Source organism: Alcaligenes sp. SMD-FA, assembly GCF_025960365.1.
In the GTDB taxonomy this organism is placed as follows: domain Bacteria; phylum Pseudomonadota; class Gammaproteobacteria; order Burkholderiales; family Burkholderiaceae_B; genus Alcaligenes; species Alcaligenes aquatilis.
In genome coordinates this window covers 2,401,798-2,424,474 of record NZ_CP110108.1, presented here as the reverse complement: position 1 = coordinate 2,424,474, position 22,677 = coordinate 2,401,798, and the positions used below count along the sequence as shown (strand labels likewise).

At 57.0% G+C, this 22,677-nt stretch carries 21 protein-coding genes, 3 tRNA genes and 1 riboswitch; of the genes, 11 read left to right on the top strand and 13 right to left on the bottom strand.

Translation table 11 applies throughout. The annotated features are described in order from the left end of the window. Nucleotides 1–102: 102 nt before the first annotated feature. The 3 genes from OKX01_RS11215 to OKX01_RS11205 form a co-directional block, all read right to left on the bottom strand. The gene (locus OKX01_RS11215; protein WP_264671752.1) at nucleotides 103–810 is read right to left on the bottom strand and encodes a glutathione binding-like protein; all 708 of its coding nucleotides are present in this window, start codon (nucleotides 808–810) and stop codon (nucleotides 103–105) included. 98 nt (nucleotides 811–908) lie between these two features. Beyond that, nucleotides 909–1,133, bottom strand: coding sequence for a DUF3820 family protein (locus tag OKX01_RS11210; protein WP_264671751.1), 225 nt, complete (start codon nucleotides 1,131–1,133; stop codon nucleotides 909–911). 6 nt (nucleotides 1,134–1,139) lie between these two features. Next, nucleotides 1,140–1,802, bottom strand: coding sequence for a dienelactone hydrolase family protein (locus tag OKX01_RS11205; RefSeq protein ID WP_264671750.1), 663 nt, complete (start codon nucleotides 1,800–1,802; stop codon nucleotides 1,140–1,142). 146 nt (nucleotides 1,803–1,948) lie between these two features. On the opposite strand from OKX01_RS11205, the gene OKX01_RS11200 reads away from it, so the two are divergent. Continuing rightward, nucleotides 1,949–2,191 carry a hypothetical protein gene (locus OKX01_RS11200; protein WP_230017856.1) on the top strand — a complete coding sequence of 81 codons (243 nt, stop codon included), beginning with the start codon at nucleotides 1,949–1,951 and terminating at the stop codon, nucleotides 2,189–2,191. A 384-nt stretch (nucleotides 2,192–2,575) separates the two neighbouring features. On the opposite strand, the gene OKX01_RS11195 is transcribed toward OKX01_RS11200, so the two are convergent. The 6 genes from OKX01_RS11195 to OKX01_RS11170 all read right to left on the bottom strand — a co-directional run bounded on the left by OKX01_RS11195 (nucleotide 2,576) and on the right by OKX01_RS11170 (nucleotide 9,388). Next, nucleotides 2,576–3,118: a GNAT family N-acetyltransferase gene (locus tag OKX01_RS11195; RefSeq protein WP_264671749.1), complete on the bottom strand. Its 543-nt coding sequence runs from the start codon at nucleotides 3,116–3,118 to the stop codon at nucleotides 2,576–2,578. Between the two features lie 333 nt (nucleotides 3,119–3,451). After that, nucleotides 3,452–4,582: a TIGR03364 family FAD-dependent oxidoreductase gene (locus tag OKX01_RS11190; protein WP_108727630.1), complete on the bottom strand. Its 1,131-nt coding sequence runs from the start codon at nucleotides 4,580–4,582 to the stop codon at nucleotides 3,452–3,454. Next, nucleotides 4,582–5,601 carry a putative 2-aminoethylphosphonate ABC transporter substrate-binding protein gene (locus OKX01_RS11185; RefSeq protein WP_094197023.1) on the bottom strand — a complete coding sequence of 340 codons (1,020 nt, stop codon included), beginning with the start codon at nucleotides 5,599–5,601 and terminating at the stop codon, nucleotides 4,582–4,584. The genes OKX01_RS11190 and OKX01_RS11185 overlap by 1 nt, the downstream gene beginning before the upstream one ends. Nucleotides 5,602–5,639: 38 nt before the next feature. Next, the gene (phnX, locus tag OKX01_RS11180; protein WP_108727629.1) at nucleotides 5,640–6,506 is read right to left on the bottom strand and encodes a phosphonoacetaldehyde hydrolase; all 867 of its coding nucleotides are present in this window, start codon (nucleotides 6,504–6,506) and stop codon (nucleotides 5,640–5,642) included. A 7-nt stretch (nucleotides 6,507–6,513) separates the two neighbouring features. Continuing rightward, nucleotides 6,514–8,220: a putative 2-aminoethylphosphonate ABC transporter permease subunit gene (locus OKX01_RS11175; RefSeq protein ID WP_395029277.1), complete on the bottom strand. Its 1,707-nt coding sequence runs from the start codon at nucleotides 8,218–8,220 to the stop codon at nucleotides 6,514–6,516. Nucleotides 8,221–8,311: 91 nt separating this feature from the next. Further along, on the bottom strand, nucleotides 8,312–9,388 hold the full coding sequence (locus OKX01_RS11170; protein WP_094197020.1) for a putative 2-aminoethylphosphonate ABC transporter ATP-binding protein: 1,077 nt from the start codon (nucleotides 9,386–9,388) through the stop codon (nucleotides 8,312–8,314). 140 nt (nucleotides 9,389–9,528) lie between these two features. On the opposite strand from OKX01_RS11170, the gene OKX01_RS11165 reads away from it, so the two are divergent. Next, the gene (locus tag OKX01_RS11165; RefSeq protein WP_094197019.1) at nucleotides 9,529–10,404 is read left to right on the top strand and encodes a LysR substrate-binding domain-containing protein; all 876 of its coding nucleotides are present in this window, start codon (nucleotides 9,529–9,531) and stop codon (nucleotides 10,402–10,404) included. Nucleotides 10,405–10,413: 9 nt separating this feature from the next. On the opposite strand, the gene OKX01_RS11160 is transcribed toward OKX01_RS11165, so the two are convergent. Further along, nucleotides 10,414–12,447 (bottom strand): DUF4139 domain-containing protein, encoded by a 2,034-nt coding sequence (locus OKX01_RS11160; RefSeq protein WP_264671748.1) that lies wholly within the window; start codon nucleotides 12,445–12,447, stop codon nucleotides 10,414–10,416. 224 nt (nucleotides 12,448–12,671) lie between these two features. Here OKX01_RS11160 and OKX01_RS11155 point away from each other — a divergent pair, with 224 nt between their 5' ends. Together OKX01_RS11155 and OKX01_RS11150 are read left to right on the top strand one after the other, a co-directional pair. Next, the gene (locus OKX01_RS11155; protein ID WP_413544451.1) at nucleotides 12,672–13,352 is read left to right on the top strand and encodes a prepilin peptidase; all 681 of its coding nucleotides are present in this window, start codon (nucleotides 12,672–12,674) and stop codon (nucleotides 13,350–13,352) included. A gap of 331 nt (nucleotides 13,353–13,683) precedes the next feature. Further along, the gene (locus tag OKX01_RS11150; RefSeq protein ID WP_264671747.1) at nucleotides 13,684–14,757 is read left to right on the top strand and encodes an NAD(P)/FAD-dependent oxidoreductase; all 1,074 of its coding nucleotides are present in this window, start codon (nucleotides 13,684–13,686) and stop codon (nucleotides 14,755–14,757) included. A 493-nt stretch (nucleotides 14,758–15,250) separates the two neighbouring features. Here OKX01_RS11150 and OKX01_RS11145 read toward each other — a convergent pair. Further along, nucleotides 15,251–15,335: transfer RNA gene (locus tag OKX01_RS11145), tRNA-Leu, on the bottom strand. Between the two features lie 161 nt (nucleotides 15,336–15,496). Between OKX01_RS11145 and OKX01_RS11140 the strand changes: the two genes are divergently transcribed. Continuing rightward, nucleotides 15,497–16,090 (top strand): PadR family transcriptional regulator, encoded by a 594-nt coding sequence (locus OKX01_RS11140; RefSeq protein ID WP_230017866.1) that lies wholly within the window; start codon nucleotides 15,497–15,499, stop codon nucleotides 16,088–16,090. Next, nucleotides 16,072–16,872 carry a siderophore-interacting protein gene (locus OKX01_RS11135; protein ID WP_264671746.1) on the top strand — a complete coding sequence of 267 codons (801 nt, stop codon included), beginning with the start codon at nucleotides 16,072–16,074 and terminating at the stop codon, nucleotides 16,870–16,872. The genes OKX01_RS11140 and OKX01_RS11135 overlap by 19 nt, the downstream gene beginning before the upstream one ends. Here OKX01_RS11135 and OKX01_RS11130 read toward each other — a convergent pair. Continuing rightward, nucleotides 16,869–17,216 carry a hypothetical protein gene (locus OKX01_RS11130; RefSeq protein WP_249459470.1) on the bottom strand — a complete coding sequence of 116 codons (348 nt, stop codon included), beginning with the start codon at nucleotides 17,214–17,216 and terminating at the stop codon, nucleotides 16,869–16,871. The two genes, OKX01_RS11135 and OKX01_RS11130, sit on opposite strands and share 4 nt — an antisense overlap. A 117-nt stretch (nucleotides 17,217–17,333) precedes the next feature. Beyond that, a riboswitch (SAM-I-IV-variant riboswitch) is annotated at nucleotides 17,334–17,427 on the bottom strand. Nucleotides 17,428–17,580: 153 nt separating this feature from the next. Between OKX01_RS11130 and OKX01_RS11125 the strand changes: the two genes are divergently transcribed. The 3 genes from OKX01_RS11125 (at nucleotide 17,581) to OKX01_RS11115 (ending at nucleotide 18,550) form a co-directional block, all read left to right on the top strand. Further along, nucleotides 17,581–17,665: transfer RNA gene (locus OKX01_RS11125), tRNA-Leu, on the top strand. 293 nt (nucleotides 17,666–17,958) lie between these two features. Then, nucleotides 17,959–18,231 (top strand): hypothetical protein, encoded by a 273-nt coding sequence (locus OKX01_RS11120; RefSeq protein ID WP_264671745.1) that lies wholly within the window; start codon nucleotides 17,959–17,961, stop codon nucleotides 18,229–18,231. Between the two features lie 64 nt (nucleotides 18,232–18,295). Further along, nucleotides 18,296–18,550: a heavy-metal-associated domain-containing protein gene (locus OKX01_RS11115; protein WP_094197012.1), complete on the top strand. Its 255-nt coding sequence runs from the start codon at nucleotides 18,296–18,298 to the stop codon at nucleotides 18,548–18,550. Nucleotides 18,551–19,061: 511 nt separating this feature from the next. Here the strand turns inward: OKX01_RS11115 and OKX01_RS11110 are convergent. Next, a tRNA-Leu gene (locus OKX01_RS11110) sits at nucleotides 19,062–19,146 on the bottom strand. 109 nt (nucleotides 19,147–19,255) lie between these two features. Between OKX01_RS11110 and rnr the strand changes: the two genes are divergently transcribed. Further along, entirely contained in the window at nucleotides 19,256–21,733 is a 2,478-nt protein-coding gene (gene rnr, locus OKX01_RS11105; RefSeq protein WP_264671744.1) for a ribonuclease R, read from the top strand. Between the two features lie 69 nt (nucleotides 21,734–21,802). Further along, nucleotides 21,803–22,549, top strand: a complete 747-nt coding sequence (gene rlmB, locus OKX01_RS11100; RefSeq protein ID WP_063690574.1) for a 23S rRNA (guanosine(2251)-2'-O)-methyltransferase RlmB — start codon at nucleotides 21,803–21,805, stop codon at nucleotides 22,547–22,549. Nucleotides 22,550–22,677 lie beyond the last annotated feature (128 nt).

Sequence of the window (22,677 nt, the reverse complement as noted above, 5' to 3'; positions counted from 1 at the left end):
GGCCAATTGTACGGATTGGCGCCAAGCGAAACAAAAAAGACCAGTTTGATAGCAGGGCTATTGCATATTGGCTTATAAGCATTGATTGGCGCTGCTTATCCATTAATCGCGAACAGGGATATTCAGGCCGCGTTGTACTGCTGGGCGGGCCTGGAATTGTTGCAGAACGCGAGCCACATTCTTGAATTGCTCGTACTCCACCAGCTCGCCTGCGCCGTAAAAACCAATCAGGTTGGCAATCCAGGGGAACAGGGCAATATCGGCGATGGAGTAGTGGTTGCCCACCATCCAGTCCTTGCCGTCCAAGTGCTTGTCGATCACACCCAGCAGACGCTTGGATTCGTTGACATAGCGGTCACGAGGGCGCTTGTCTTCAAAGTCCTTACCGGCAAATTTGTGAAAGAAGCCTAGCTGACCAAACATGGGACCGACACCCCCCATCTGGAACATCAGCCATTGCAGGGCTTCATAGCGCTGGGCTGGGTCAGCCGACAGGAGCTGACCGGATTTTTCGGCCAGATAGATCAGGATGGCACCGGACTCGAACAGGGCCAGCGGTTTATTGCCGGGGCCATTGGGGTCCAGAATGGCCGGGATCTTGTTGTTGCTGCTGAGCGAAATAAACTCCGGGCTGAGCTGGTCGTTGCGCTCAAAGCTGACCAGATGCGGCTCGTAAGGCAGGCCAATTTCTTCCAGCATGATGGAAACCTTGACGCCGTTGGGGGTGGGCAAGGAATACAGTTGCAGATGCTCGGGGTGCTGAGCGGGCCATTTGCGGGTGATGGGAAAGGCAGAGAGATCGATGGTCATGACGTCCTTCACAATGGGGCGTAGAGGAAGTGTTGATAGTAGCAAGCGGGCTGTCGATAGACTGCCGCAGCCTGCTTTTCAGTAAGGTATTAGTCTGCTTACCGGCCACGCGGGCGCAAGGGATCCAACAGGGATTTCAGACCGTTATGATCCAGTTCTTGCATCAGGGCCAGTAGTTGACCCAGCCGCCCGGAAGGAAAGCCTTCGCGGGCAAACCAGTTCAGATAATGCCCCGGTAGGTCCGCCAGCAAGCGACCTTTGTATTTCCCATAAGGCATGGTGGTGTTCAACAGGGCAAGCAGGTCGTCGCTGGATTCAAGCATGGATGGTTAACGCAGATGTTCGGCAAAGAAGGCTAGTGTACGTTCCTGAGCCAGTTTGTAGGACGCCTCGTGAAAGTCAGGGCGGTGGTCGCAGCCAAAACCATGACCGGCAGGCTCATACACGTAAATGGCCACCTCCTTCTGAGCGTCTTTGATCGTCTGAATGGCGCTGGCGGGAATGGAGTGGTCCTGGGCACCAAAGTGCATTTGCACCGGAATCTTGGGCTGTTCCTGGGCGTTCTGGGCAATCTGCGAACCATACCAGCAACTGGCCGCTTTCAGACCCTGCACGCGGCAGGCGGCCAGCCAGCTCAAGTAGCCCCCCCAGCAATACCCCACAATGCCAATCTTGCGCGAACCCAAGGCGTCCACGCAGGCCTGGATATCCAGCAGGGTTTTATCCTGGGCAATGCCGTTGCGCAGGGCCAGACCGGCTTGCACGTCCTGGGCGGTGTAGCCCAGTTCTACATTCTTTTGCTGCCGATCAAACAGGGCGGGGGACAAGACCCGGTAGCCCTGCTCGGCAAAACGATCGCAGGTGTTGCGTATGTGTTGATTCACACCAAAGATTTCCTGCAACACGATTAAGCCGCGTTCGGCCTTTTCGTCGCCTGCGGCATAGGCCTGGAAACGGTGCTGGTCTGCGCTGGTCAAGCTAAGCGTACTCATGGCGTGTCCTTTAGCTGTAAAACAATAATTCTCTTTTATAACAGTCGCCCATACTGGGAGGCCAGCCTCAGGACGTTTACAATCCACCCAGAACGGCGGGGGTGTCTAGCTCTCGCCCAAGCCCCTCCTACTTCAATGGAATAATGATGCGTGACGTGCTAATGGACAGTCTGTTCTGGACGATTGTGATGCCCTGGTTCTTGTTTTTAGGGCTATTTCTTGTTCCCAAGAAGCCTTCCTGGTTGCGAAACTACGCCTTTCCCGGCGTGTTTATTGCAATTGGTCTGGGCCTGGTGGCTGCCGTGGCAGTGGGTGTGGGGATGTTCAGTCTTGTGCTGGGCGTGATTGCCTTTGCCGTGTGCTACGAAAAGCCGAAAGCCAGCGCCTGAGTCAGGGACAAACCGTTTGAGAAAAACCATCGCGGCGTGCCGCCAGCGATGGTTTTTTTGTCGCCGTGCCGCCCCAAGGCTCGGCGCCCCCGGCGAAACCTCTCCCTCGGGGATGAGCCTGGACACACAGCAGTCCATTGCGGACTGCTGTGTGCCTAGCGAATCCGAGCGGCATACAAGCCGCGAGGTGGAGCGCAAGCCGAAGGCGCAGCGTGGGGGCTTTTTTGCCGCCGGGCCGCCCCAAGGCAAAAGCTCCCCCTTGGGGGGCAGCAAGCCGAAGGCGCAGCGTGGGGGCTTTTTTGCCGCCGGGCCGCCCCAAGGCAAAAGCTCCCCCTTGGGGGGCAGCAAGCCGAAGGCGCAGCGTGGGGGCTTTTTTGATACTCTTCAGCCGTCTACCGGCTCGGCAGGCGTATCCAGGGTCAGCAGGTAGAAAGCCACATCCAGCCAGCGGCCAAATTTGAAGCCCACTTCCTTGAAGGTGCCGGCATGCGTAAAGCCCAGGCTTTGGTGCAGGTGGATACTGCCGGCATTACTGGCATCAATGCAACCGACCAGCGTATGGACATTGGCCTGACGAGCACGACGTATCAACTCTTGCATCAGGATTTTGCCCAAACCTTTGCCACGGTGTTCCGGGTGCACATACACACTGTGCTCCATGGTGTATTTGTAGGCGGGAAAAGCGCGAAAGCTGCCCCAACTGGCAAAGCCCATCAGTGTGCCGGTTTTATCGATCACTCCGACCACCGGAAAGTCATTGGCGCGTTTGGTGGCAAACCAGCTCACCATGGCCTCGGGCGGGCGCGGCACATAGTCGTAGAGTGCGGTGGAGTTCACGATGGCGTCGTTCAGAATTGCCAAAATGGCGGTTGCATGCTGCGCTTCATTGCAGTCTATAAAGTGCAACCCGCTCTCACTGTCTTTCATTGATCCGTTCCTGTCATGGGGTAGGCCGGGATTTCATCGCCAATCGCGACGAGGTACTTGGCGGCATGGCTATGTGGATTGCTAAAGCTCATGAGCGCCCGCTCTGGCCTATTGTGTGGCGTATTTTATTCCACTCTATTGGGTTTCTCATGGGAAATTCCCAGTAAGAAAATGCATGGATTTGCCCTGTTTTTGGGGCTTGGATTCCGCCATCCAGACACACGCTTTAGGAAAAGAAAAACGCGCAGCGTGGGCTGCGCGTTTTTTGGGCCAGTATACAGATCAGTTATCTCTGGCACTTGCCTTGCCGGAGCGGCAGGGCGGGGGTACTGATCAATCGTAGCGCGCCGCAATATTGCGTTCGCCAATGGCCAGGCCGGTAGTCATTCCCAAGCCCGTGTGCATGACCGTCACTTGCGTGCTGCCATCGGCTTGCAGAACCGAAAACGGTCCAGGGCCTTTGGCGCCATACACGCCTTGCCAGCGTTGCAAAACCTGTACCGGGCAACCCAGCACCGTTTCTGCCAGAGCCAGCAAGTACTGATCGGTGTCCTCCTGATTGAAGGGACTGGCTTGCAGGCCGTAGTCGTGCGAGTCGCCAATGATCAGGTCACCTTCTGGTGTGGGGCTGATCAGCAGATGGATGCCTTGATCCAGCAAGACACCATGGCGTTGTTGTACTTGTTCACGCAGCGTGTCTGCCAGAGGCAGATCGCTGAAGGCACCGTAGTGCAGGCAGGACAAACCCGTCAGCAAAGGGCGGTCCAAAGCCCAGCCGGTATCTTGCGCACGTACTTTCAACATTTGTAGACGTGTCACCGACGGTTTGACAGTGTCGAGCAGGTCGCGATGCAGGCTGCTGTAGTCGTGGCCGGGGCACACAAAAATGCTGTTGGCTGTGAAGTTGCCCGCGCTGCTGTGTACCTGGCCTTCTTGCGCATAATGCACATGCGCCTGGGTGTATACATCCACGCCCATGGCTTGCAAGCTGCTGGTGATGGCGGGCAGGGCGTCGCGCGAGTAGATCTGCAAATCATCAAAGCCTTGCAGCGCACCGTGGTGATGCCCCAAACGGCCATCAAATAGGGAGGCCAGTTCTTTGCCGTTGAGCATTTTGCAGGCGACGTTTTCTTCTTGGGCACGGCCCTGGGCAAAATCCTCCAGCAGTTCCAGTTCCAGATGATTGCGTGCCAGCACCAGCGAGCCATTGCTGCGTACATGGAAACCGGCTTGCTCAGCCAGTTCCAACCACAGACCGCGGCTTTGGCGAGCCAGATCCATCATGATGCCTGGTGCCTGGCCAGTGACCAGAACCTGACCGAAATTACGTATGGTGGCGCCTTGGGCCTGGTGACTGCGCTCCAGCACAGCGACGCTCAGCTTGCGGCGGGCAGCCGCCCAGGCATGTGCCATGCCCAGGATGCCGCCCCCCACCACGATTACATCGTAGTGTTGTGTGTTCATTACTTCTTGGCTTCCGATTTACCGTCGTAACGTTTGGTCCACTCTTCGATGATGCGCTCGCGGTTCTCAGCGGCCCAGACGAAGTTGTTGTCGATCAGACGTTGGTTCAGGTCTGTAGGCAGATGTGGGTTAGCCGTGGCGATGGAAGGAATGGCCAGCACGGCAAAGTTGGTCTTGTACAAGTGGTTGGCTTCTTCACTGGCGGAGAAGTCAGCCAGTTTCTGTGCGGCTTCCAGGTTCTTGGTGCCTTTCATGATGGCAGCGGCTTCGATTTCCCAGCCCAGGCCTTCTTTGGGGAACACCAGTTCCAGGGGAGCGCCTTCTTCTTTCAGGCGAGCGCCACGGTAGTCAAAGGACACGCCAATCGTGTATTCACCAGCAGCGGCCATATTGCAAGGCTTGGAGCCGGAGTGGGTGTAGGCACCGATGTTCTTGTGCAGACCGTCCATGAAGGCCCAGCCCTTGTCTTCACCAAACAGTTGCAGCCAAGCGCTCACGTCCAGAAAGCCGGTACCCGAGGAGGCGGGGTTAGGCATAACAATCTTGCCGGCGTATTCGGGTTTGGTCAGATCTTCCCAGGAGGTGGGCATAGGGAGCTTGTTTTTTTCCAGCTCAATGGTGTTGACACACAGGGCAGCGGCAAAGCCGTCCATACCAACCCAGCTAGGCGGGTTGTTCTGGTCGCGCATTTTGGCGTCGATCTTGTCCAGGCCTTGGGGAGCGTAGGGTTGCAGCATGTCCTGGCTGGCCATCAAACCCAGTGAGGAGCCGGCCAGACCCCAGACGGCGTCAGCCTTTGGGTTGTTCTTTTCAGCCAGCAATTTGGCGGTAATGATGCCGGTGGAGTCGCGTACCCACTGGATCTTGATATCGGGATTTTTTTTCTCGAAAGCAGCCTGATAAGCCTTGAGCTGATCGGCTTCCAGCGCCGTGTAGACGGTCAGGGTTGTAGCGGCTTGAGCCAGGGAAGCGGCGCCCATCAAAGCGGCAGCCAAGGAGCTCAGAACAATGGTTTTCATGGAGAAGTGTCCTTGTGACAGCAAAAGGGGGGTGGGGGTTAGAGGGAGTCGGCAGGGCATTCGCCCTGGGCCATGCGCTCGGTGATTTGCTCAATCACGGCGGGTAGTTGGGCAACGGTATCAATCAGGTAGTGGGGCTGGGCATGGGCAAAGGTGGCCGCTGCGCGATCGCGCAGGGTTTGGCGGCTTTGCTCGTCCAGAGCCAGAAATTCCAGCTCGGTCAGACCAGCGGCGTTGCCCGACAGCAGCAAGCCCACGGTCCACATGCCGGCATTGCGACCTTCTTCGATACCGACCGGGGTATCGTCAATCTTCACGCAGGCACCGACATTCGTGATCTCCAGGCGAATGACGTTTTCCAACGCCATGGCAGGCCAGGGACGCGCTTGGGGGACTTCGTCAAAAGCCACGTGGTAGTCCACCAGCACTTGCTGGCGGTGCGCGTGTTGCAGCAGGTTGTCCAGCACCAGGCGCGGATAGCCGGAGCAGGAACCAATTTTCAGCCCTTGGCGGCGTGCCCAGGACAGCGTTTCGCGCGCACCGGGAATGGCGGTGGAAAACTCACCCACGCGCTCGTTTTGCATGGGCAAGAAGGTGTTGTAGATACGGTCCACATCACTGTCATCGGGCTCACGATTGTGCAGGGCCATGAACTGGGCATGCACCTCAGGCAGTGCCAGCATGGCTTTGATGTGGTCCCATTTACCGATGCCCATGGCGCTGCGGGCCTGGTCCAGGTTCAGGGTCAAGTCAAAGCATTTGAAGGCTTCCACCAGAATTTGGGTCGGGGCAAAGGAGCCAAAATCCACCAGCGTACCGGCCCAGTCAAAGATCAGGGCTTCAAGGCGCGGGGCCTGGGAGCGTGGCGTGGCTAATGGCGTATTCGCGCAAGTAGGGGATGGCATTGCGGTCCTATCGGGTTGGGGAAAGGGAAGAGGTGGAACGCCAGGCTTGGCTGCGGCGCAAGGCGGCACGGCTCAGAACATGAACCAGCAGACAGACAAAGCCGGAGCTGAGCATGATGACCGTACACATGGCAGCCGCCGGGCCAATAAAGCCCGCGTCGTCCATATTCATGACCGCGACCGAGGCCAGTACGGTTTGCGGGCTGTACAGAAAGACCACGGCAGACACGGTTGTCATGGCCGATACAAACAGGTAGCGCGAAACCGATAGCAGGGCGGGCAGGCACAGTGGCACGGTCACGCCCATCAAGGTGGAAAGGCGTGGCGCTTTCAGGGACGCAGCCGCCGCTTCCAGCTCGCCGGGAATGGCTTTCAGAGCAGTGACAAAGTTCAGGTGAGCACTGGTGTACAGGTGGATGACGGTACACAGCACCAGCAAGGTCATGGAGCCGTACAGTCCCGCCAAGGGGTTCTCGGGGTGATTGAAAAAGAAGATGTAGCCCAGGCCCAGCACCAGACCGGGAATGGCCATAGGGGCCAGTGCCAGCATGTGCAGCATGCCGTACAGTCCTTTTTCGGCCTTGCCTCGGGCTGGCAGTTTCTCCAGTACCCAGGCACCCAGAAAGATCAGGGCCGAGCCCAGAACGGCGGTAAACAAGGCCATGGTCAGACTGTTACGCCAGGCCAACCAGCCGCCACCGTCCATATTGTTGAAGTCGTAGGACTTCAGGGACAGGCTCAGGTTGTAAGGCCAGAACTTGATCAGCGAGGCCCAGACCGCCATGCCCACAATCGTCAGAATGGCCAGGGAAACCAGTATCAGGACAGCGGTGAAATAACGGTCGCGCTGACGGTGTGGCAGGGGCGAATAGGCGCTCAGCGATCCTTGAGCCTGGCCACGGGCACGAGCCCGCAGGTGGCGATCCAGAAAGAAAGTCAGCACAGCGGGAATCAGCAGCAGCACGCCAATGGCGGCGCCTTTGGAGAACTGCAACTGACCGACCACGGCTTTATAGGCTTCCATGGCCAGTACGTTGTAGGAGCCACCCACGACTTTAGGTACACCGAAGTCGGTGACGGTCAGCGTAAAGACCAGGCAAGCAGCAGAAAAGATGGCATAGCGGCTGGCGGGCAGTGTCACCGTCAGGAAACGGCGCCAGGAGTTCGCACCCATGGCGCGGGCGGCGTCATACAGGCGAGCGTCGGCCAGGGCCAGACCCGTGCTCAGAATCATCAGAGCATGCGGGAAGGTGTAGAAGGCTTCACCCAGCACAATGCCCCAGAAACCATAAATTGTCTCGCCGCCCAACCAGTGGCGCAGCACACCTTGATTGCCGAACAAGTAAATCAACGATAAACCTGGCATCAAGGAGGGAGCCAGCAAGGGCAACAGGCCCAGGGCACGGAACATGCCTGCGCCCCGTATGCAACAGCGTTGCAGGGCAAAGGCAAAGGCGTAGGCGGCGGGGATGACAATAATCAGCGTGGTTACGCCGACCAGCACACTGCGGCCCACCATGGACATAAAGCCGGGTGCGCTGATAATCGACCAGAACTGCCCCACGCCCACTAACTGCCCGTCACCGTCCTGGATGGCGCGCAGCAAGATAAACAGCATGGGCAAGGCCAGAAATAGGATCAGCAGGGCAAACAGGGCAATCAATAAGATGCGTCGTACTGCCGAGCCTATCCAGGCCGGCAGCACGGGGCGAATCAAGGGGTGGTTCTTCACGCTGGTTTTAGCTACAGGCAGGCTATACAGGCTGGTGGATGTCAGGGGCGCAGTGCCAGGCTGTGGCATGGAATCAGTGGTGGGCATGCAGCGCCTCGCTGGGAAGCTGGATTCGGCAGCGACGCGCGGCCAAGGGATCAAGCAAGCGGTCGCCCTGCTCGGGGTTGACGATGGCCTGCACGGTCAGTCCATCCATACCTTCGGGGCGCAGCGTCAGCTTGTAGTGACGACCCAGAAAGATGCCATCCACAATGTCGGCCAAAAAGGTATTGGTGACAGGAGCGGGGCTGTTGTTGTCCAACACACGAATGTTCTCAGGACGAATGAAGAGGCGTCCGGCGCGGGTGGGGGCTTCCTGGCTCAAGTCCAGACGGACACGTTCCACCAGCACTGAACAATCGTGCAAGGGGGTGAAGGGCAGCCAGTTTGCATCACCGATAAAGCCGGCTACAAACGGATCCGCAGGAGCGCGGTACAAGGCCTGGGGGCGATCAAACTGCACCAGGCGGCCTTTGTCCATGACGGCGATACGGTCGGCCATGACCATGGCCTCTTCCTGATCATGCGTGACCATCAGGGTCGTAATGGACAGTTGTTTTTGCAGATCGCGCAGCTCGCTGCGCAGGCGTTCGCGCACCTGGGCATCCAGAGCCGACATGGGCTCATCGAGCAGGAGCAGCGAGGGCGAGGGAGCCAGTGCACGGGCCAGGGCCACGCGCTGTTGCTGGCCACCGGACAGTTGTGCCGGGTATTTGTTTTCCGATCCGGACAAACCTACCAGGTCCAGCATTTCAGACACGCGCTGACGTACTTGGGTAGCCAGGTTCTTGCGTGGAGACAGGCCGTAGGCAATGTTCTGGGCCACGGTCAGGTTGGGAAACAGGGCGTAGGACTGGAACAGAATGCCGTAGTCACGCTGTTGGGGCGGCAGGTGGGTAATGTCTCGGCCTGCCATCACGATGATGCCTTTATCGGCTTGTTGCAGCCCGGCAATGCAGCGCAGCAAAGTGGTTTTGCCACAGCCCGAGGGGCCCAGCAAACACACCAGTTCACCGGCTTGTATGTCCAGGCTGACCTGGTCTAATGCGGTAAAGGAGCCGAACTGCTTGTGCAGTCCTTGTATGGTTAAAAAAGCTGGCTTGGCGCTCATCCCGGGGTTCCGACTTGTCATGAATGTCATGAACGTCAGTATGGGAGGCGTATATGGCGGCCCTATGACAGTACAACTAATTTCTGTAATACGAGCATCGGATAATTTGGGCTTTCCCTCTTCCCAAGGAGAGCAGCAGCATGCTGGCTCTGGAACTCAAGTCCTTTCATGCCACGGCGCATTGTGGCTCTATTACCAAGGCGGCCCAACAATTGGGCATCAGCCAGCCTACTGTCACATCCCATCTGCGGCAGTTGGAAACCCGCTATGGGGTCGAGCTGTTTTACAGGCAGGGCAAGGGTGTGTACCTGAGTCAGCAAGGGGAACGTCTCTTGCCGCAGGTCGAGCAATTGATGCAGCAGGCCGCACAGATTGATTTCAGTTTGCGTGATCTGCGCGATCTTAAAAGCGGCATGCTGCGGGTAGGCGCGACTGGGCCGTATTACATCATGGCGGTATTACGGAATTTCCATCAGGCCTACCCCGGCGTGAAGATGCGCTTGAGCATTGATAACTCGCAACGGGTTCTGGGGGCCTTGCATGACTATCAGTTGGATGTGATCGCGTCGTCGGCACTGGTTGATGATTCGCGCCTGGTACGTCTGCTGCTGGCCTCGGATCCATTGGTGGCTGTGCTGCGGGTAGACCATCCTTTGGCAAATCGCCAACGTGTGCGCATTATGGATTTGTGCCGCTATCCCATTTTGATGCGTGAGCAAGGGTCCATGACGCGCGAACTGTGCCATCAAGTGTTTCGTCAGGCCGGACAGGAACCAAGCCAGATTCTGGAAATCGGTAGTCGGGAGGCGATCGGGTGGGGGGTGGTGTGTGGCATGGGGGCCAGCTTGCTGCCCTTGCGTGAAGTGCCTGCGCATCCGGACATTATCAGCTTGCCGCTGAGTGATGTCTCGGCTCATTTGAGCGAGTTCGTGTATTGCCTGAAAGAACGCGCGCAGGGCCATGCCATACGCGCGTTTCTGGAGCAGGTGCAGGCCGAGTTGCCTGTGCCTGTATAGCGAGCAGGATCAAGCCAGTTCAGCCAGACCCTTCTCAAAAGCCTGACGGGCTTGTTGCAGGGCGTCGCGCCGTTCCTGAACGGCTTTGCGCTGGCTGGCAATCTGGTCTTCCTGTTGGGCCAGTTGCTCGCTAAAACGCTGGCCCAAGGTGCTTTGAGCACTGACCGCAGCCAGGTTGGCGCGGATGCGCTCCTGTTCGGCCACGGTTTCGTTCAGGCGCTCGACGGCCTGGTTTTGAGCCTGCTGGGCCTGGCTCAGTTGACGACGCAGCTCGATCAGCTTGTCCATCTTGGCTTGTTGTGTGCTGTCCTGGCCGCTGCCACGCCATTGCAGCAGCATGTTCTCGTCAATCTCCTCCAGGCGCAATTCCATATGGTCTTGCAAACTCAGTTGCGCGGTGACGGTAACGGTTTTGCCTTTGGCCACGTTTACCTTCAGGCGGTGTTCCTGTGCGGTATCACTGTCGTGAGCATCTGACTTGAAGGTCCAGCCGTCCTGACGGGGCAACTGGATCAGCACCGTACGGTCCTCATCCGCGGGGGCCTTGATCTCGTAGCGAAAGTTCTGCACGCGTGTCCATTCCGAACGGGCTACGCCGTCGGTCACACGGGTTTTGCTCAGGCGGTACTCATCCGTCTGTTCTTCGCGGACCTGCACTTTGTTGTCCTGGGCAAAGTAGATCAGGCGCTGCTCGCCAGCAGGCAGACCGGCCAGTTCTGCATCACCGATATGACCATCCGCCTGGTTAAAGACCGTGATGATGCCGGGCGGCAGGCTGTTGGCCTGTTCATTGTTGACCCAGATCGCGGCTGTAGGGTGATCACCGGCCTGGCCGCTGCGGTACACCGACAGGGATTCGGCTTGCAAAGAGGTATCGATAAACGGCACTGAGACCGTCTGGCCGGTGGGCACGCTCAGCTTTTGCGGCAGGCTAAAGCGCACTTGAGTCTGGCCTTCTTGTGCCTGGGTGCTGGCACCCGCGCCGCCCGAAGCCCACTGTTTGGCCATGCTGCTATCGGCGGCGTAGGCCGCGTTTTCCATCATGATGGGAGCGGGAGCGGCTGGCGCCATGCGCGCACGCATGGCCTCGCTGGCTGCTTTGCGGGCGCGATTCGCGCTCAAGGTGGCCTGGGTGTCTGCTTGCGGCGCGATGGAGCTGCCTACCGCCACCGGCAGTTCAGGGCGCTCGTTCCAGTAACGCTCCAGCAGACGTTGGCGCAGCATCACAGGCGAACCGGAGCTGAGGGTGACTTTCACATCCTTCCAGTCCTCGCCGCTGGTGTTTTCGAAAATGGCCCAGGCCTGCAGACGGGCCTTGCCGTCCTGCATCATCAGGCGATAGGCGCTTTTCCAGACCGGTGCGGGAATCAGGTAAGACAGGCGCGCTGTTTGGGTATCGGTCTTGTTCAGGACCAGTTGAATATCACGCGATTGTTGATTGCTCTGGCCCGCCAACACGTCGGTGGCCTGCTGCAATTGCTGCTGCAAAGTCTTGTCCAGCACTTCCAGGCTGGTATCCGGGCCCAGCTCCAGAGTCTGGATCTGGCCTTGCTCTGTCAGTATGCTCAAGATGGCCTGGGCGGGACGCTCATTAGTGGCTGCCGTTGCTTGCACCCCCAAGATGGCACCACGTACCAGACGGCCTTGCGAACTGGCGCTGACTTGCTGGCCGCGCAGGGCCTGCGCCAGGGTAGCGGGCGAGCGCAGGTCTTTGGCCGAGAAGGGCAGGCTGTCGAAGCTTTCTTTTAGCGGGGCCAGACCCGACAAAGTCAGGGAGTCAATGCGGTTCTTGCCATCGACGGCCATGAGGGTTTTCAGAATGTCATCGACCTGAGTCAGCGGTACACGCAACTGGGTGGTGCCTGCGTCGGAAATGGGGACTTGTCGCTCGATCTCGGCCATACCAGCGCTGGATAAGGTAATGGACTCGATCTGCTGAGCCCAGGCGTTACTGGCTGCCGAGCCCATCCAGACCAGGAGCAGGGCGCCGGTCAAAGAGCGCAGGCGAGGCGTACGCGCAGCGTGGGGCACAAAGTGGTTCATAGCGCTTCCTTATTCATCCGTAAGCGAAACAAAGGTGTGAAGCGCATTATGCCTAGCCTTGTGGGGCTCTGTCTGTCATTCGGGTAACAAAAAAATGCCACCGTCCGGCTTTTTCCCCCCGGAGCAAAAAATGCTTACGTCATCAAAAGCACGCAAGGCTCTGCTAGGATTTGGGCTGCGCGGCCTGTGCCAGCGCGTGTTTATTCACCCAGTGAAGGATCATTATGATGTGGACGTCGTGGGGCAATGCCTGGGCGGGAATGGGGCTTGCTCTGGTCTTGGCAATCTGTTTCGTCTGGCCTGCCCGACGCTTGTCCTGGAGCCTGCCCATCGAGCTGGAGCCTGAACTGACCAGGCGTTCGCCGCGTACCCATCGCCAATGGGGGTGGGTATGCCAGAGCCTGGCCTTGGTCTTGATGCTATGGGCCGGTTGGCGCTGGCAACTGACGCCAGCGGCAGTGGCGGCTTGCGTGTTGATCGCCGGGACGGCCTTACTGGCCTGGATTGATGCGGAAACCGGCTATCTGCCCGATCGCCTGACTTTACCCTTGCTGTGGCTGGGTTTGCTGGTCAACCTGGATCACACTTTTAGTAGCCTGCCCTTGGCAGTGATGGGGGCGGCGCTGGGTTACGGATTGCTGTGGCTGTTGAACCATGTGTTCTTGTTGCTGACCGGACGCGCGGGCATGGGGTATGGCGACTTCAAGTTACTGGCTGCCTTGGGGGCCTGGTTGGGAGCAACTGCGTTGCCGGGGGTGTTGTTATCGGCATCGATACTGGGCCTGTTGGCGGCTCTGGTCCTGCGCCTTGGTGGGCGTTTGCAAGCAGGGCAGGCGATTCACTTTGGCCCCTATCTGGTGTTGGGAGGCTGGGTCATGTTGTTTTCGTTGCCTCGCATTTTGTAAAGAAAAGTCTCGTGATTTTTATAACTATAAAAAAATGACCGCCGGTTTTCCCTTTGTTGGATTTTATGTGTGTTGATGCGTGCTAATTCGTGGCCTTTTTCGGGAGGGGGGATCGACGCGGGGTTTCGTGGATTTTTCTGTTTAAGGTGGCTGCAATAGGCTTGAGTGTGCCTATTGGGTTTAAATCGTTTTCCTCACCGGGCTGTCGTGGTAAAACGTCCGGGGCCAGTCGGGCAGGCGGGAGTTCCGCCCGGGCTGTATGGGTAAGTACAACGCGGTTCTATGGACATTGTCCCGCTGATAAAGCAGGCGGGAACCTGAGGATGAAGGCATGATTATTGTTGTTGGCGCCGGTGTGGCGGGTTTAGCGGCGGCGCGTCGCCTGAGTATGCAAGGTCAGGAAGTGACGCTGGTGTCTCCTCAGGAGCCCCAGCCCTCGTTTGGCGAGACCTTGTCCGAACGCGGGGCCGTGGTCTTGACCAGTCTGGGCTGGGCAAGCTGCCTGGACGAGGCGGTTGCCTTGCGCTCTCAAGGGCGTTTTTCAGTATGGGGTGGCGCAGGATTGCGTACCGTGCAGGATGAGGACGGGCAGGGCTATTTGCTGGACAAGGCCCGTCTGGAGCAGGTGCTGTTTGAGCGCGTGCAAAAAGAAATGAAGGTCAGTATTCGCCAGACTCGCGTCTTGAGTCTGGAGCATCAAGCGGAAGGAGTCATTGCCAGGCTGGCAGACGGTAGCAGCCTGGAGGCAACGGCCTTGATCGATTGCACCGGCCGTGCGGCCGTGTCCGCCGGTGCGGCAGCCGAGCGCCATCGTCTGGACAGACTGGTCGCTGCCTGGCATGTCTTTGACTTGCCCGAAGGAGCCGAGCCATTAGCCGCTTCTCTGGTGGAGGCGGTAGAGCTGGGCTGGTGGTATTTGTCCCCCATGCCAGGTCATCGCTTGATGGTGGCCTTGTTCTCGGACTCGGATCTTTTGCCTGATGGCTTGAGCCGTGATGGTGCGGTATGGGCCGGTTTGCTGGGCTGTGCTGATGCGGCACGGGTGCGTATGGAAAGCCTGGGTCTGGATAGCAAGATGGCCGACTACACGCCTAAAGTCAGCGCCGCTGCCAGCTGCACAGTGTCTTACTTCGTGGAAGGTCGTATCTTGCGAGCAGGCGATGCAGGCGCGGCCATGGACCCCTTGGCCGCCAACGGTTTGGCAACGGCCTTGTGGAGCGGATCACAAGCGGCGCAAGCTGCTGTGGCCCTGACACAAGGCAATTCGGAACCGGCTCGAGCTTACGAGAAAGACTATCTGCTGGGCTTGGTGCGCCATTTGAATTCGCAGCACGCTTTGTATGGGATGGAGCAACGCTACGCGGCACAGCCTTTCTGGCAACGTCGTCATCGCCCATTGGAATGATGGTGAAGAGGGTGGGATAGCTGAATAACTTGCGATAACACCGCCAGAGTAAAAAAGCCGAAGCAACATGGGCACTGTTTCGGCTTTTTTGTGCTTGGTTATTCTTCAGTGCAGCTGGAGTTTGTTCTGGGCGCTTTGAGTTGCATCCTGAAAGAAGTTCTACTGGTCGGCGGTTGTAGTGCCAGCAGAGAGCTTGGGCGCATCGAGATGATCCCCGCAGAATTTGCATGGCAACTATTCTCGCCCTCAAACACGATTTTCAAACCTTTTGTGTGCTGAATGTACAAAACAAAAAGCCGACCATCTTGCGATGATCGGTTTTTTTTTGAGGAATTTGTGGTGCTCAGCAGAGGACTCGGTCACACAGGCGCGTCCCCGGTCGGGCTTGCATGCCTGACCTTTCTCGTCCCCACGTCAGGTGCTCAAGCACCTGTCTTTCTGGGCTGGAATGAAAAAAGCCGACCATCTTGCGATGATCGGCTTTTCGGAATTTTGGTGCCCAGGAGAGGACTCGAACCTCCACACCCGAAGGCACATGGACCTGAACCATGCGCGTCTACCAATTCCGCCACCTGGGCTTTGATTAAGGCTGCTGCCCGTCTCAAGCATTAAATTATAGGATGAGATCCCAAAGTAAAGCAAGCGTTTTTCACTCGATAAATTCAATTTCAGTTTTTAGTTGATTAGCATTCTCATTATCATTATAGTGTGTCATGTGATATAGCATAAGAGTATGGACATGAAATTCAATACAGTGGATGTCGAGCGCATGCTGCTGGATATGGGCCAGGGCCGAAAGTACTCCGCTCGGGCCATGCAGCTCATGCTGATGGTTCTGCTCAAAGAGGGCAGTACTCACGGTTATCAGTTGATTCGCCGCTTTGCGCAGCTTAGCCAGAACAGCTATGTGCCCAGCGCGGGCGCGGTGTATCCCGCCCTTGCGTATTGCGCCACGCAAGGCTGGGTGCTGATCGAAGAAGAAGGTCGTCGCAAGATGTACAGCCTGACCAAGGAAGGTCAAGCGTATTTGCAAGAGCAAAAGGAAAAGTGCGATTACCTGATGCAGTCCCTGACCTATCGCGGGCGCAAGCTGGTGTGGATACGGCAGATGCTGGCCGAACACAATAGCGACGAGGATTTGAAGGCCGCGCAGGAGCAAACGGGCTGGTTGCCGGAATTTGTCCAGGTACGCCACAGCCTGAAGCAGGCCATGTTTGAACAATCGACCGCCAGTCTGGCGCGACAGGCGGAGGTGGTGGCCATTCTGGAAAAAGCCATCGCCGAAATACGGAACTTGCCCAAGGAGTCTGAAAAATGCAGTCCGAACAATTAACGCAGAAAGTGGCTCATACCCTGAAGTTGCGTTTGCTGACCGTGAAAAAGCGGCGCGAATTGGGTCCTGATATGGTGCGCATCACCCTGGAAGGCTCGGATCTGGAAGGTTTTTATACCCCCGGCTTTGATGATCACGTCAAGCTGATTTTCCCGGACCCGGCCACCAAAGAGTTGCGTCTGCCCCAAATGGGCGATCGTGGCATGGTCTTTGCTGCCGGACAGGAAAAGCCCCCCATCCGTGATTACACGCCTCGCCTGTTCCGTGAACAGGAACTTGAGATGGATATTGATTTTGTGGTCCATGGTGAAGGTCCTGCATGCCAATGGGCCATGCAAGCCAAAGAGGGTGACAAGCTGGGCGTGGCCGGTCCGCGCGGCTCCTTTCTGGTCAGCAAGGATCTGGATTGGCAAATCCTGATTGGCGACGAAACCGCTGTGCCTGCCATGGCGCGACGAGTGAATGAACTACCGTCCAACGTGAAGGTGCAGGTTTACGTGCTGGCACGTAATCTGCTGACCGTGGGTGCGATGGAAGCGCCGGACCATGTCACGGTGAACTGGATTCCTTCGCTGGCCGGTCTGAATGGCATTTTGGATGCCCTGCGTGCTGCGCCCGAGCTGAGCGGCATCGGCCATGTATGGGTCGCCGCAGAATATGCCATCGCTCAAAGCCTGCGCGAATACTGGGTGCAAGAACGCGGTCTGGACAAAGGTGCGATTCGGGCCAGTAGCTACTGGCGTCAAGGTGACCAGGGCGAGGATGCCCCACGTCTGGACTAAGCGGCTTTTTGCTGAGGGTAGGGCTGGGCGCGCAAGCGCCCGCCTACGTTCAGGACGGGCTGTAAATCCGTATCCAGCACGGCATTGGGATGAGCCAGACGGTGCTCGTCAATCAAACGGGCAATGGCATCCATGTTCAGCAGCAAGGTGCTGTCGATATCATGCTGGAAGCGAGCCCAATAGCCACCGCGACAACTGGAACCCAGCCAGCGCGGCTCGTAATCCCCGACCGTATCAGCATGCAGTTCACATACCACGGCCAGCCGGGAACATCCGGGGCGCAGGACAATGCGGTAGCTGTGCTGCTCTAAAGTCAGGTGATAGTAAAACGGTGCAGACGACATGAAATACTCCTGTTTAGCTCTTGGAAGGCGCTTCCGGGTGAGCAAGTTGGATTAAAAGACCCTTTGCCCGGCAGGGGCCAAGCATAAAAAAACCCGCTGGCAGCGGGTTCTTGTCTTGATGATCCCATTGATTGCCAGATGGCCATATCTTGAATCCACCTTGTGCGGGTACACAGGTTGGCATGGGTTGCCCCAACTCTTGATATAGCAATAAGCATAAAAGCGATTCTTATGAAGTGCAAGGGCCGCGTTTATTTCCGTCGGATATGAAAAAATACAGAAATAGTTTGCATCATTTAAAAATCGTGCTATAGTTACCTTCTGTCTTGCAGGGGTTGGTTGAAAAACAAATTCCGCAGTCAGAGCCCAGGTGGCGGAATTGGTAGACGCGCATGGTTCAGGTCCATGTGCCTTCGGGTGTGGAGGTTCGAGTCCTCTCCTGGGCACCAAAATTCCTAAAAAGCCGATCATCGCAAGATGGTCGGCTTTTTTCATTCCAGCCCAGAAAGTCAGGTGCTTGAGCACCTGACGTGAGGACGAGAAAGGTCGGGCATGCAAGCCCGACCGGGGTTGCGCCTGTGTGACCGAGTCCTCTCCTGGATATCACCAATTCCTCAAAAAAAGTCGATCATCACAAGATGGTCGGCTTTTTGTTGTGTGTGTTCAGAGTGATGATTGGCCTTTTCTATTGATTGCAGCCTGCGTCTGGCTAGTCTTGTGCTCTTGGCTTTCTCGCAGCTCCATGACCCAGCAGTTGCATGAGCTCCTGCCTGTAGTAGGGCAAAACACCTGTATGTCCTTGAGTCACAACATTGGGGTGGCTGTACTCTGCGGTTTTGTCCCGGTGATCGTCACGGGATTGCCCTTCTGGGCGAGTTCGCCTGTGGCGCCCCGCTATCCCCTGCTTATGGCGGCGTTACTCAGTATCGTGGCTTTGCTGTCAGTCAGCCGCAAGCTGGGCTTTTTTCTCTATGGTGGCTTCTTGTCTCTTGCTGTATTTATAAGATTTATTTAATATATATCTTTATGGGCGGTGGCGATTTCATCAACTGCCTCACCTCATGTTAAAGGGATAGAAAATGCAAGTTGGAATGCTGAAACTGGCGGGTCTGCGACATCCTGAATGTGCCGATAAAGTAGCCATTGCCTTGGCGGCTATCGATGGCGTGCAAGCGGCAGATGCCTCGTTCGAAAATGCAAAGGCATCGGTCCGTTTTGATGAAACCCAGGTCTCGCTGGAAGACCTCCATGCGGCCGTTGAGCAGGCAGGCTATCAAATCGCTAAACCTGTGCATGGTGAAGATGGTGCTTGTTGCGGTGGTTGTGGCGGTTAAACTCACTACATCCTGGAGCAGAAAACCGATTGTAGAAACACAGTCGGTTTTTTTATGGCTGTACGAAGCAGGGGCAGGCACGGGTGTGATGGTGTGGCGCCCTGAGAGTTTCAGCTTGGTCCCGCCAGTGCTTGTTTGCCTATGCATTCACAAGCTTGTAAAGAAAGCAGCCGATTATGTGGTGATGATTCGTTATGTGGAAATGGCTGTGTTCAAACAAGAAAGGAGTCGCATTGCTGCTCGTTTTCTGACGCAGTCAGGCTTTGTCGCACTGATACTGAAGGATATTGAATTGGTGAAGCAGCAAACTACAAAAGGCCGATCATTGAGAAATGATCGGCCTTTCGGAATTTTGGTGCCCAGGAGAGGACTCGGTCTCACAGGCGCGACCCCGGTCGGGCTTGCATGCCCGACCTTTCTCGTCCTCACGTCAGGTGCTCAAGCACCTGACTTTCTGGGCGAGAATGAAAAAAGCCGACCATCTTGCGATGATCGGCTTTTTAGGAATTTGTGGTGCCCAGGAGAGGACTCGAACCTCCACACCCGAAGGCACATGGACCTGAACCATGCGCGTCTACCAATTCCGCCACCTGGGCATATCGTTGTATGCTTATGGTTGTGCCAAAAGCTTTTTAACGACTTCGCTGCGTGAGCAGCAAAGAAAAAAGATTATAGGCATACTTTATTAATAATGGAAGTGTCCTTTTGAATAAAAAACATCAAGACAGTACTGAGGACCGTATTCAATCAACGGGCCGTTATGAGTTGCCGCCTGACTTTGACCCGGATACCCCGACGCGGGAAGTGATCTTGGCGGGGCTGCGCGAGGATGCAGACGGCCTGACCATGCAGGCTCTGGCGAAAAAGCTGGGCCTGGGTAAAGAAATTACGGTGGGTTTTGAGCGGCGTGTACGCGCAATGGAGCGCGATGGGCAACTGCTTATCTCCCCCGAAGGCAAAATTCGCAAAAACAGCCAAACTGGCTTTATCGCAGGCAAAGTGTTGGGCCATCGCGACGGTTTTGGTTTCTTGCAGCGCGACGATGGGCAGCCTGATCTGTTTTTGTCGCCACGAGAGATGGCCAAAGTGTTGCACGGCGACCACGTTATGGTGCGTATCGTCGGTGAATACCGTGGCAAACCAGATGCCTCGATTGTCGAAGTTACTGCGCGTCATACCAGTAAGCTGGTGGGCCGGTTCTTGCGCGAGCGTGGCACGTTTATCGTGGTGCCCGAAGATCAGCGTATCAAGCACGACATCCTGATCCCAAGTGGAGATCAGGGCGAGGCCGAGCCCGGTCAGGTCGTCACGGTAGAGATCACCCAGCAGCCCGAGCGCCATCGCCAGCCTTTGGGGCGTGTCATTGAAGTGCTGGGGGAAATTGATGATCCCGGCATGGAAATCGAAATAGCGGTGCGCAAGTTTGAAGTGCCGGTCGATTTCTCCGAGAAGGCTCTCAAGCAGGCAGCCCGTATTCCTGCCAAGGTAAAGCCATCGGAATATAAAGGTCGCGTTGATCTGCGCGATGTCCCTTTCATCACCATTGATGGTGAAGACGCACGGGACTTTGATGATGCGGTGTATTGCGAACGCGTTGATATTGGCACGGGCAAACGCTCGCGCTGGGCGTGGCGATTGCTGGTGGCGATTGCCGATGTCAGCCATTACGTACGCTCCGGCGATGCCTTGGATGAAGACGCTCTGGAGCGGGGTACCAGCGTGTATTTCCCGCGCCGTGTGATCCCCATGTTGCCAGAAAGCCTGTCCAACGGGATCTGTTCTCTGAACCCGTCGGTAGACCGTCTGGTCATGGTGTGCGATATGGTCGTCTTGGCTGATGGTCCCAAGTCCGGCACCGTATCGGCCTATCAGTTTTATGAAGCGGTCATTCACTCACATGCGCGCACCACGTATTCCGATATCTGGAGCGCCCTGCAGCAGCCTACAGGTCCGGCCGCCGCACAGATTCAGCATGTGCTTGAACCTGTGCAGAACCTGTACTCCTTGTACCGTTTGTTGGCCGAGCAGCGCACTGCACGAGGTGCCATTGATTTTGATACGGTTGAAACCAAAATCGTGTGTAACCCCTTGGGTCGCATCGAGCGTATTGAACCTCTGGTTCGTAACGATGCCCACAAGCTGATCGAAGAGTGCATGTTGGCAGCCAACACCTGCGCAGCCGATTTCATTGCTCGTAGCCGTCGCAATGGTTTGTACCGTGTGCATGAGGGCCCAACGCCACCCAAGCTGGAAGCCTTGCGCGAATATTTACGTAGCTTGGGTCTGACCCTGGAAGGGGGCGACGAACCGACTTCTGCCGATTACGCCAAAGTGGTGGCCGCCGCTCGTGGTCGTTCCGACTTCGCCATTATTCAGACCATGTGCTTGCGTTCCATGCAGCAGGCTATTTACAGCCCGGAGAAAACGGGTCACTTTGGTCTGGCTTATTCACAATACGCTCACTTCACTTCGCCCATTCGCCGTTACCCGGACTTGCTGGTACACCGCGTCATCAAGGGTATTTTGAAAGGCCAGCGCTACATTCCGGCGATTGCCGAAGAACCGGGCGATGCCGCCTTGCCAGCCAGCAAGCGTGATTTTGCACGCTGGGAAAAACTGGGTGCCTTGTTGTCGGCGCGCGAACGTCGTGCTGATGAGGCCTCTAAAGATGTGGAAGCCTGGCTCAAGTGCTGGTTTGTCAAAGAGCACGTGGGCGAGGAATACTCTGGCAAGATCAGTGGCGTAACCAGCTTTGGTTTGTTTGTAACGTTGGATACCTTGTATGTGGAGGGCCTGGTTCACGTCTCGGAGCTGGGCGCAGATTACTTCCAGTACAACGAAACCTCGAACGAGTTGCGTGGTGAGCGCACTGGTCTGCGCTATCGTCTGACCGATGCGGTACAAGTGCAGGTCGCCCGTGTTGATCTGGAGGCGCGCCGTATTGAGTTCCGTCTGGTTAAAGGCGTGGGCTACAAAGCGGTGAAGGCGGCGGCCGAAGGGTCTGATCCGTCCGAGCGGCCCATCAAGAAAGCGGCTTCAACCAAGCCGCTGGCCTTGAAGGGCACCACGGCCTCCCAGCGACGAGCTTCTCAAAAGCAGGCCGAGCGGGATGAAGAACGCAGTACGGAGAAGGCGGCCAAGTCCGCCAAATCCACGCGCAGCCCTAGAGGGCGACGCCGATAGGCGTACAATGCCAAGCCGGGCTTTTTGCCCGGCTTTCTTTATTTGCTCTTATTTCCCCCAAGGATTGTTATGCCTCAGCAGGTTTTGGCCGGTTTCCATGCCGTTATTGCCCGAGTTCGTTTCAGCGCCGCTTCGGTGCGCGAGGTCTATGTGGATCAGACCCGGCGCGACAAACGGATGCTGGCCTTTATCGAACAGGTAGAGCAGGCAGGCTTGAAAGTCATGGCCGTGCCGGTCGAGCGTCTGGATGGTCTGGCCAAAGGCACACGTCACCAGGGTGTGGTGGCATTGGCTCTGGAGCAAGAGCTGGCCGTTGATGTCAACGAATTGCTGGATGATCTGGAAGAGGCCGGTCAGGTTCCTTTTTTGCTGATTCTGGACGGGGTCACAGACCCTCATAACCTGGGTGCCTGCCTGCGTAGTGCCAACGCAGCCGGCGCGCATGCCGTGATTGCGCCTCGTGATCGTGCCGTGGGTCTGAACGCGACGGTCTCGCGCGTGGCTTGCGGTGCAGCCGAATCGACCCCTTACATTACGGTGACGAACTTGGCCCGTACCATGCGCATGCTGCGTGAGCGCGATGTCTGGCTAGTCGGTACCAGTGATCAAGCCACCCACACATTCCACCAGGTGGATGCCCGCCGCCCCATGGCCTGGGTGATGGGGGCCGAGGGCGAGGGCATGCGCCGTCTCACCCGTGAAACCTGCGACGAGCTGGTTTCCATTCCCATGATGGGCGCGGTAGAAAGCTTGAACGTCAGTGTCGCCAGTGCGGTTTGTCTGTACGAAACCTTGCGTCAACGTAGCCAGGCCTAATTTCTTTTAAGTCTTGTTACTTACTTAATTACTTATTTGTATAAAAAACGGCGGGCTTCATTCGCCGCTTCACCAGATAATAAGTAATTGGCCGTCAGCCGGGCAAAACCCAATCGGTGCTGACGGTG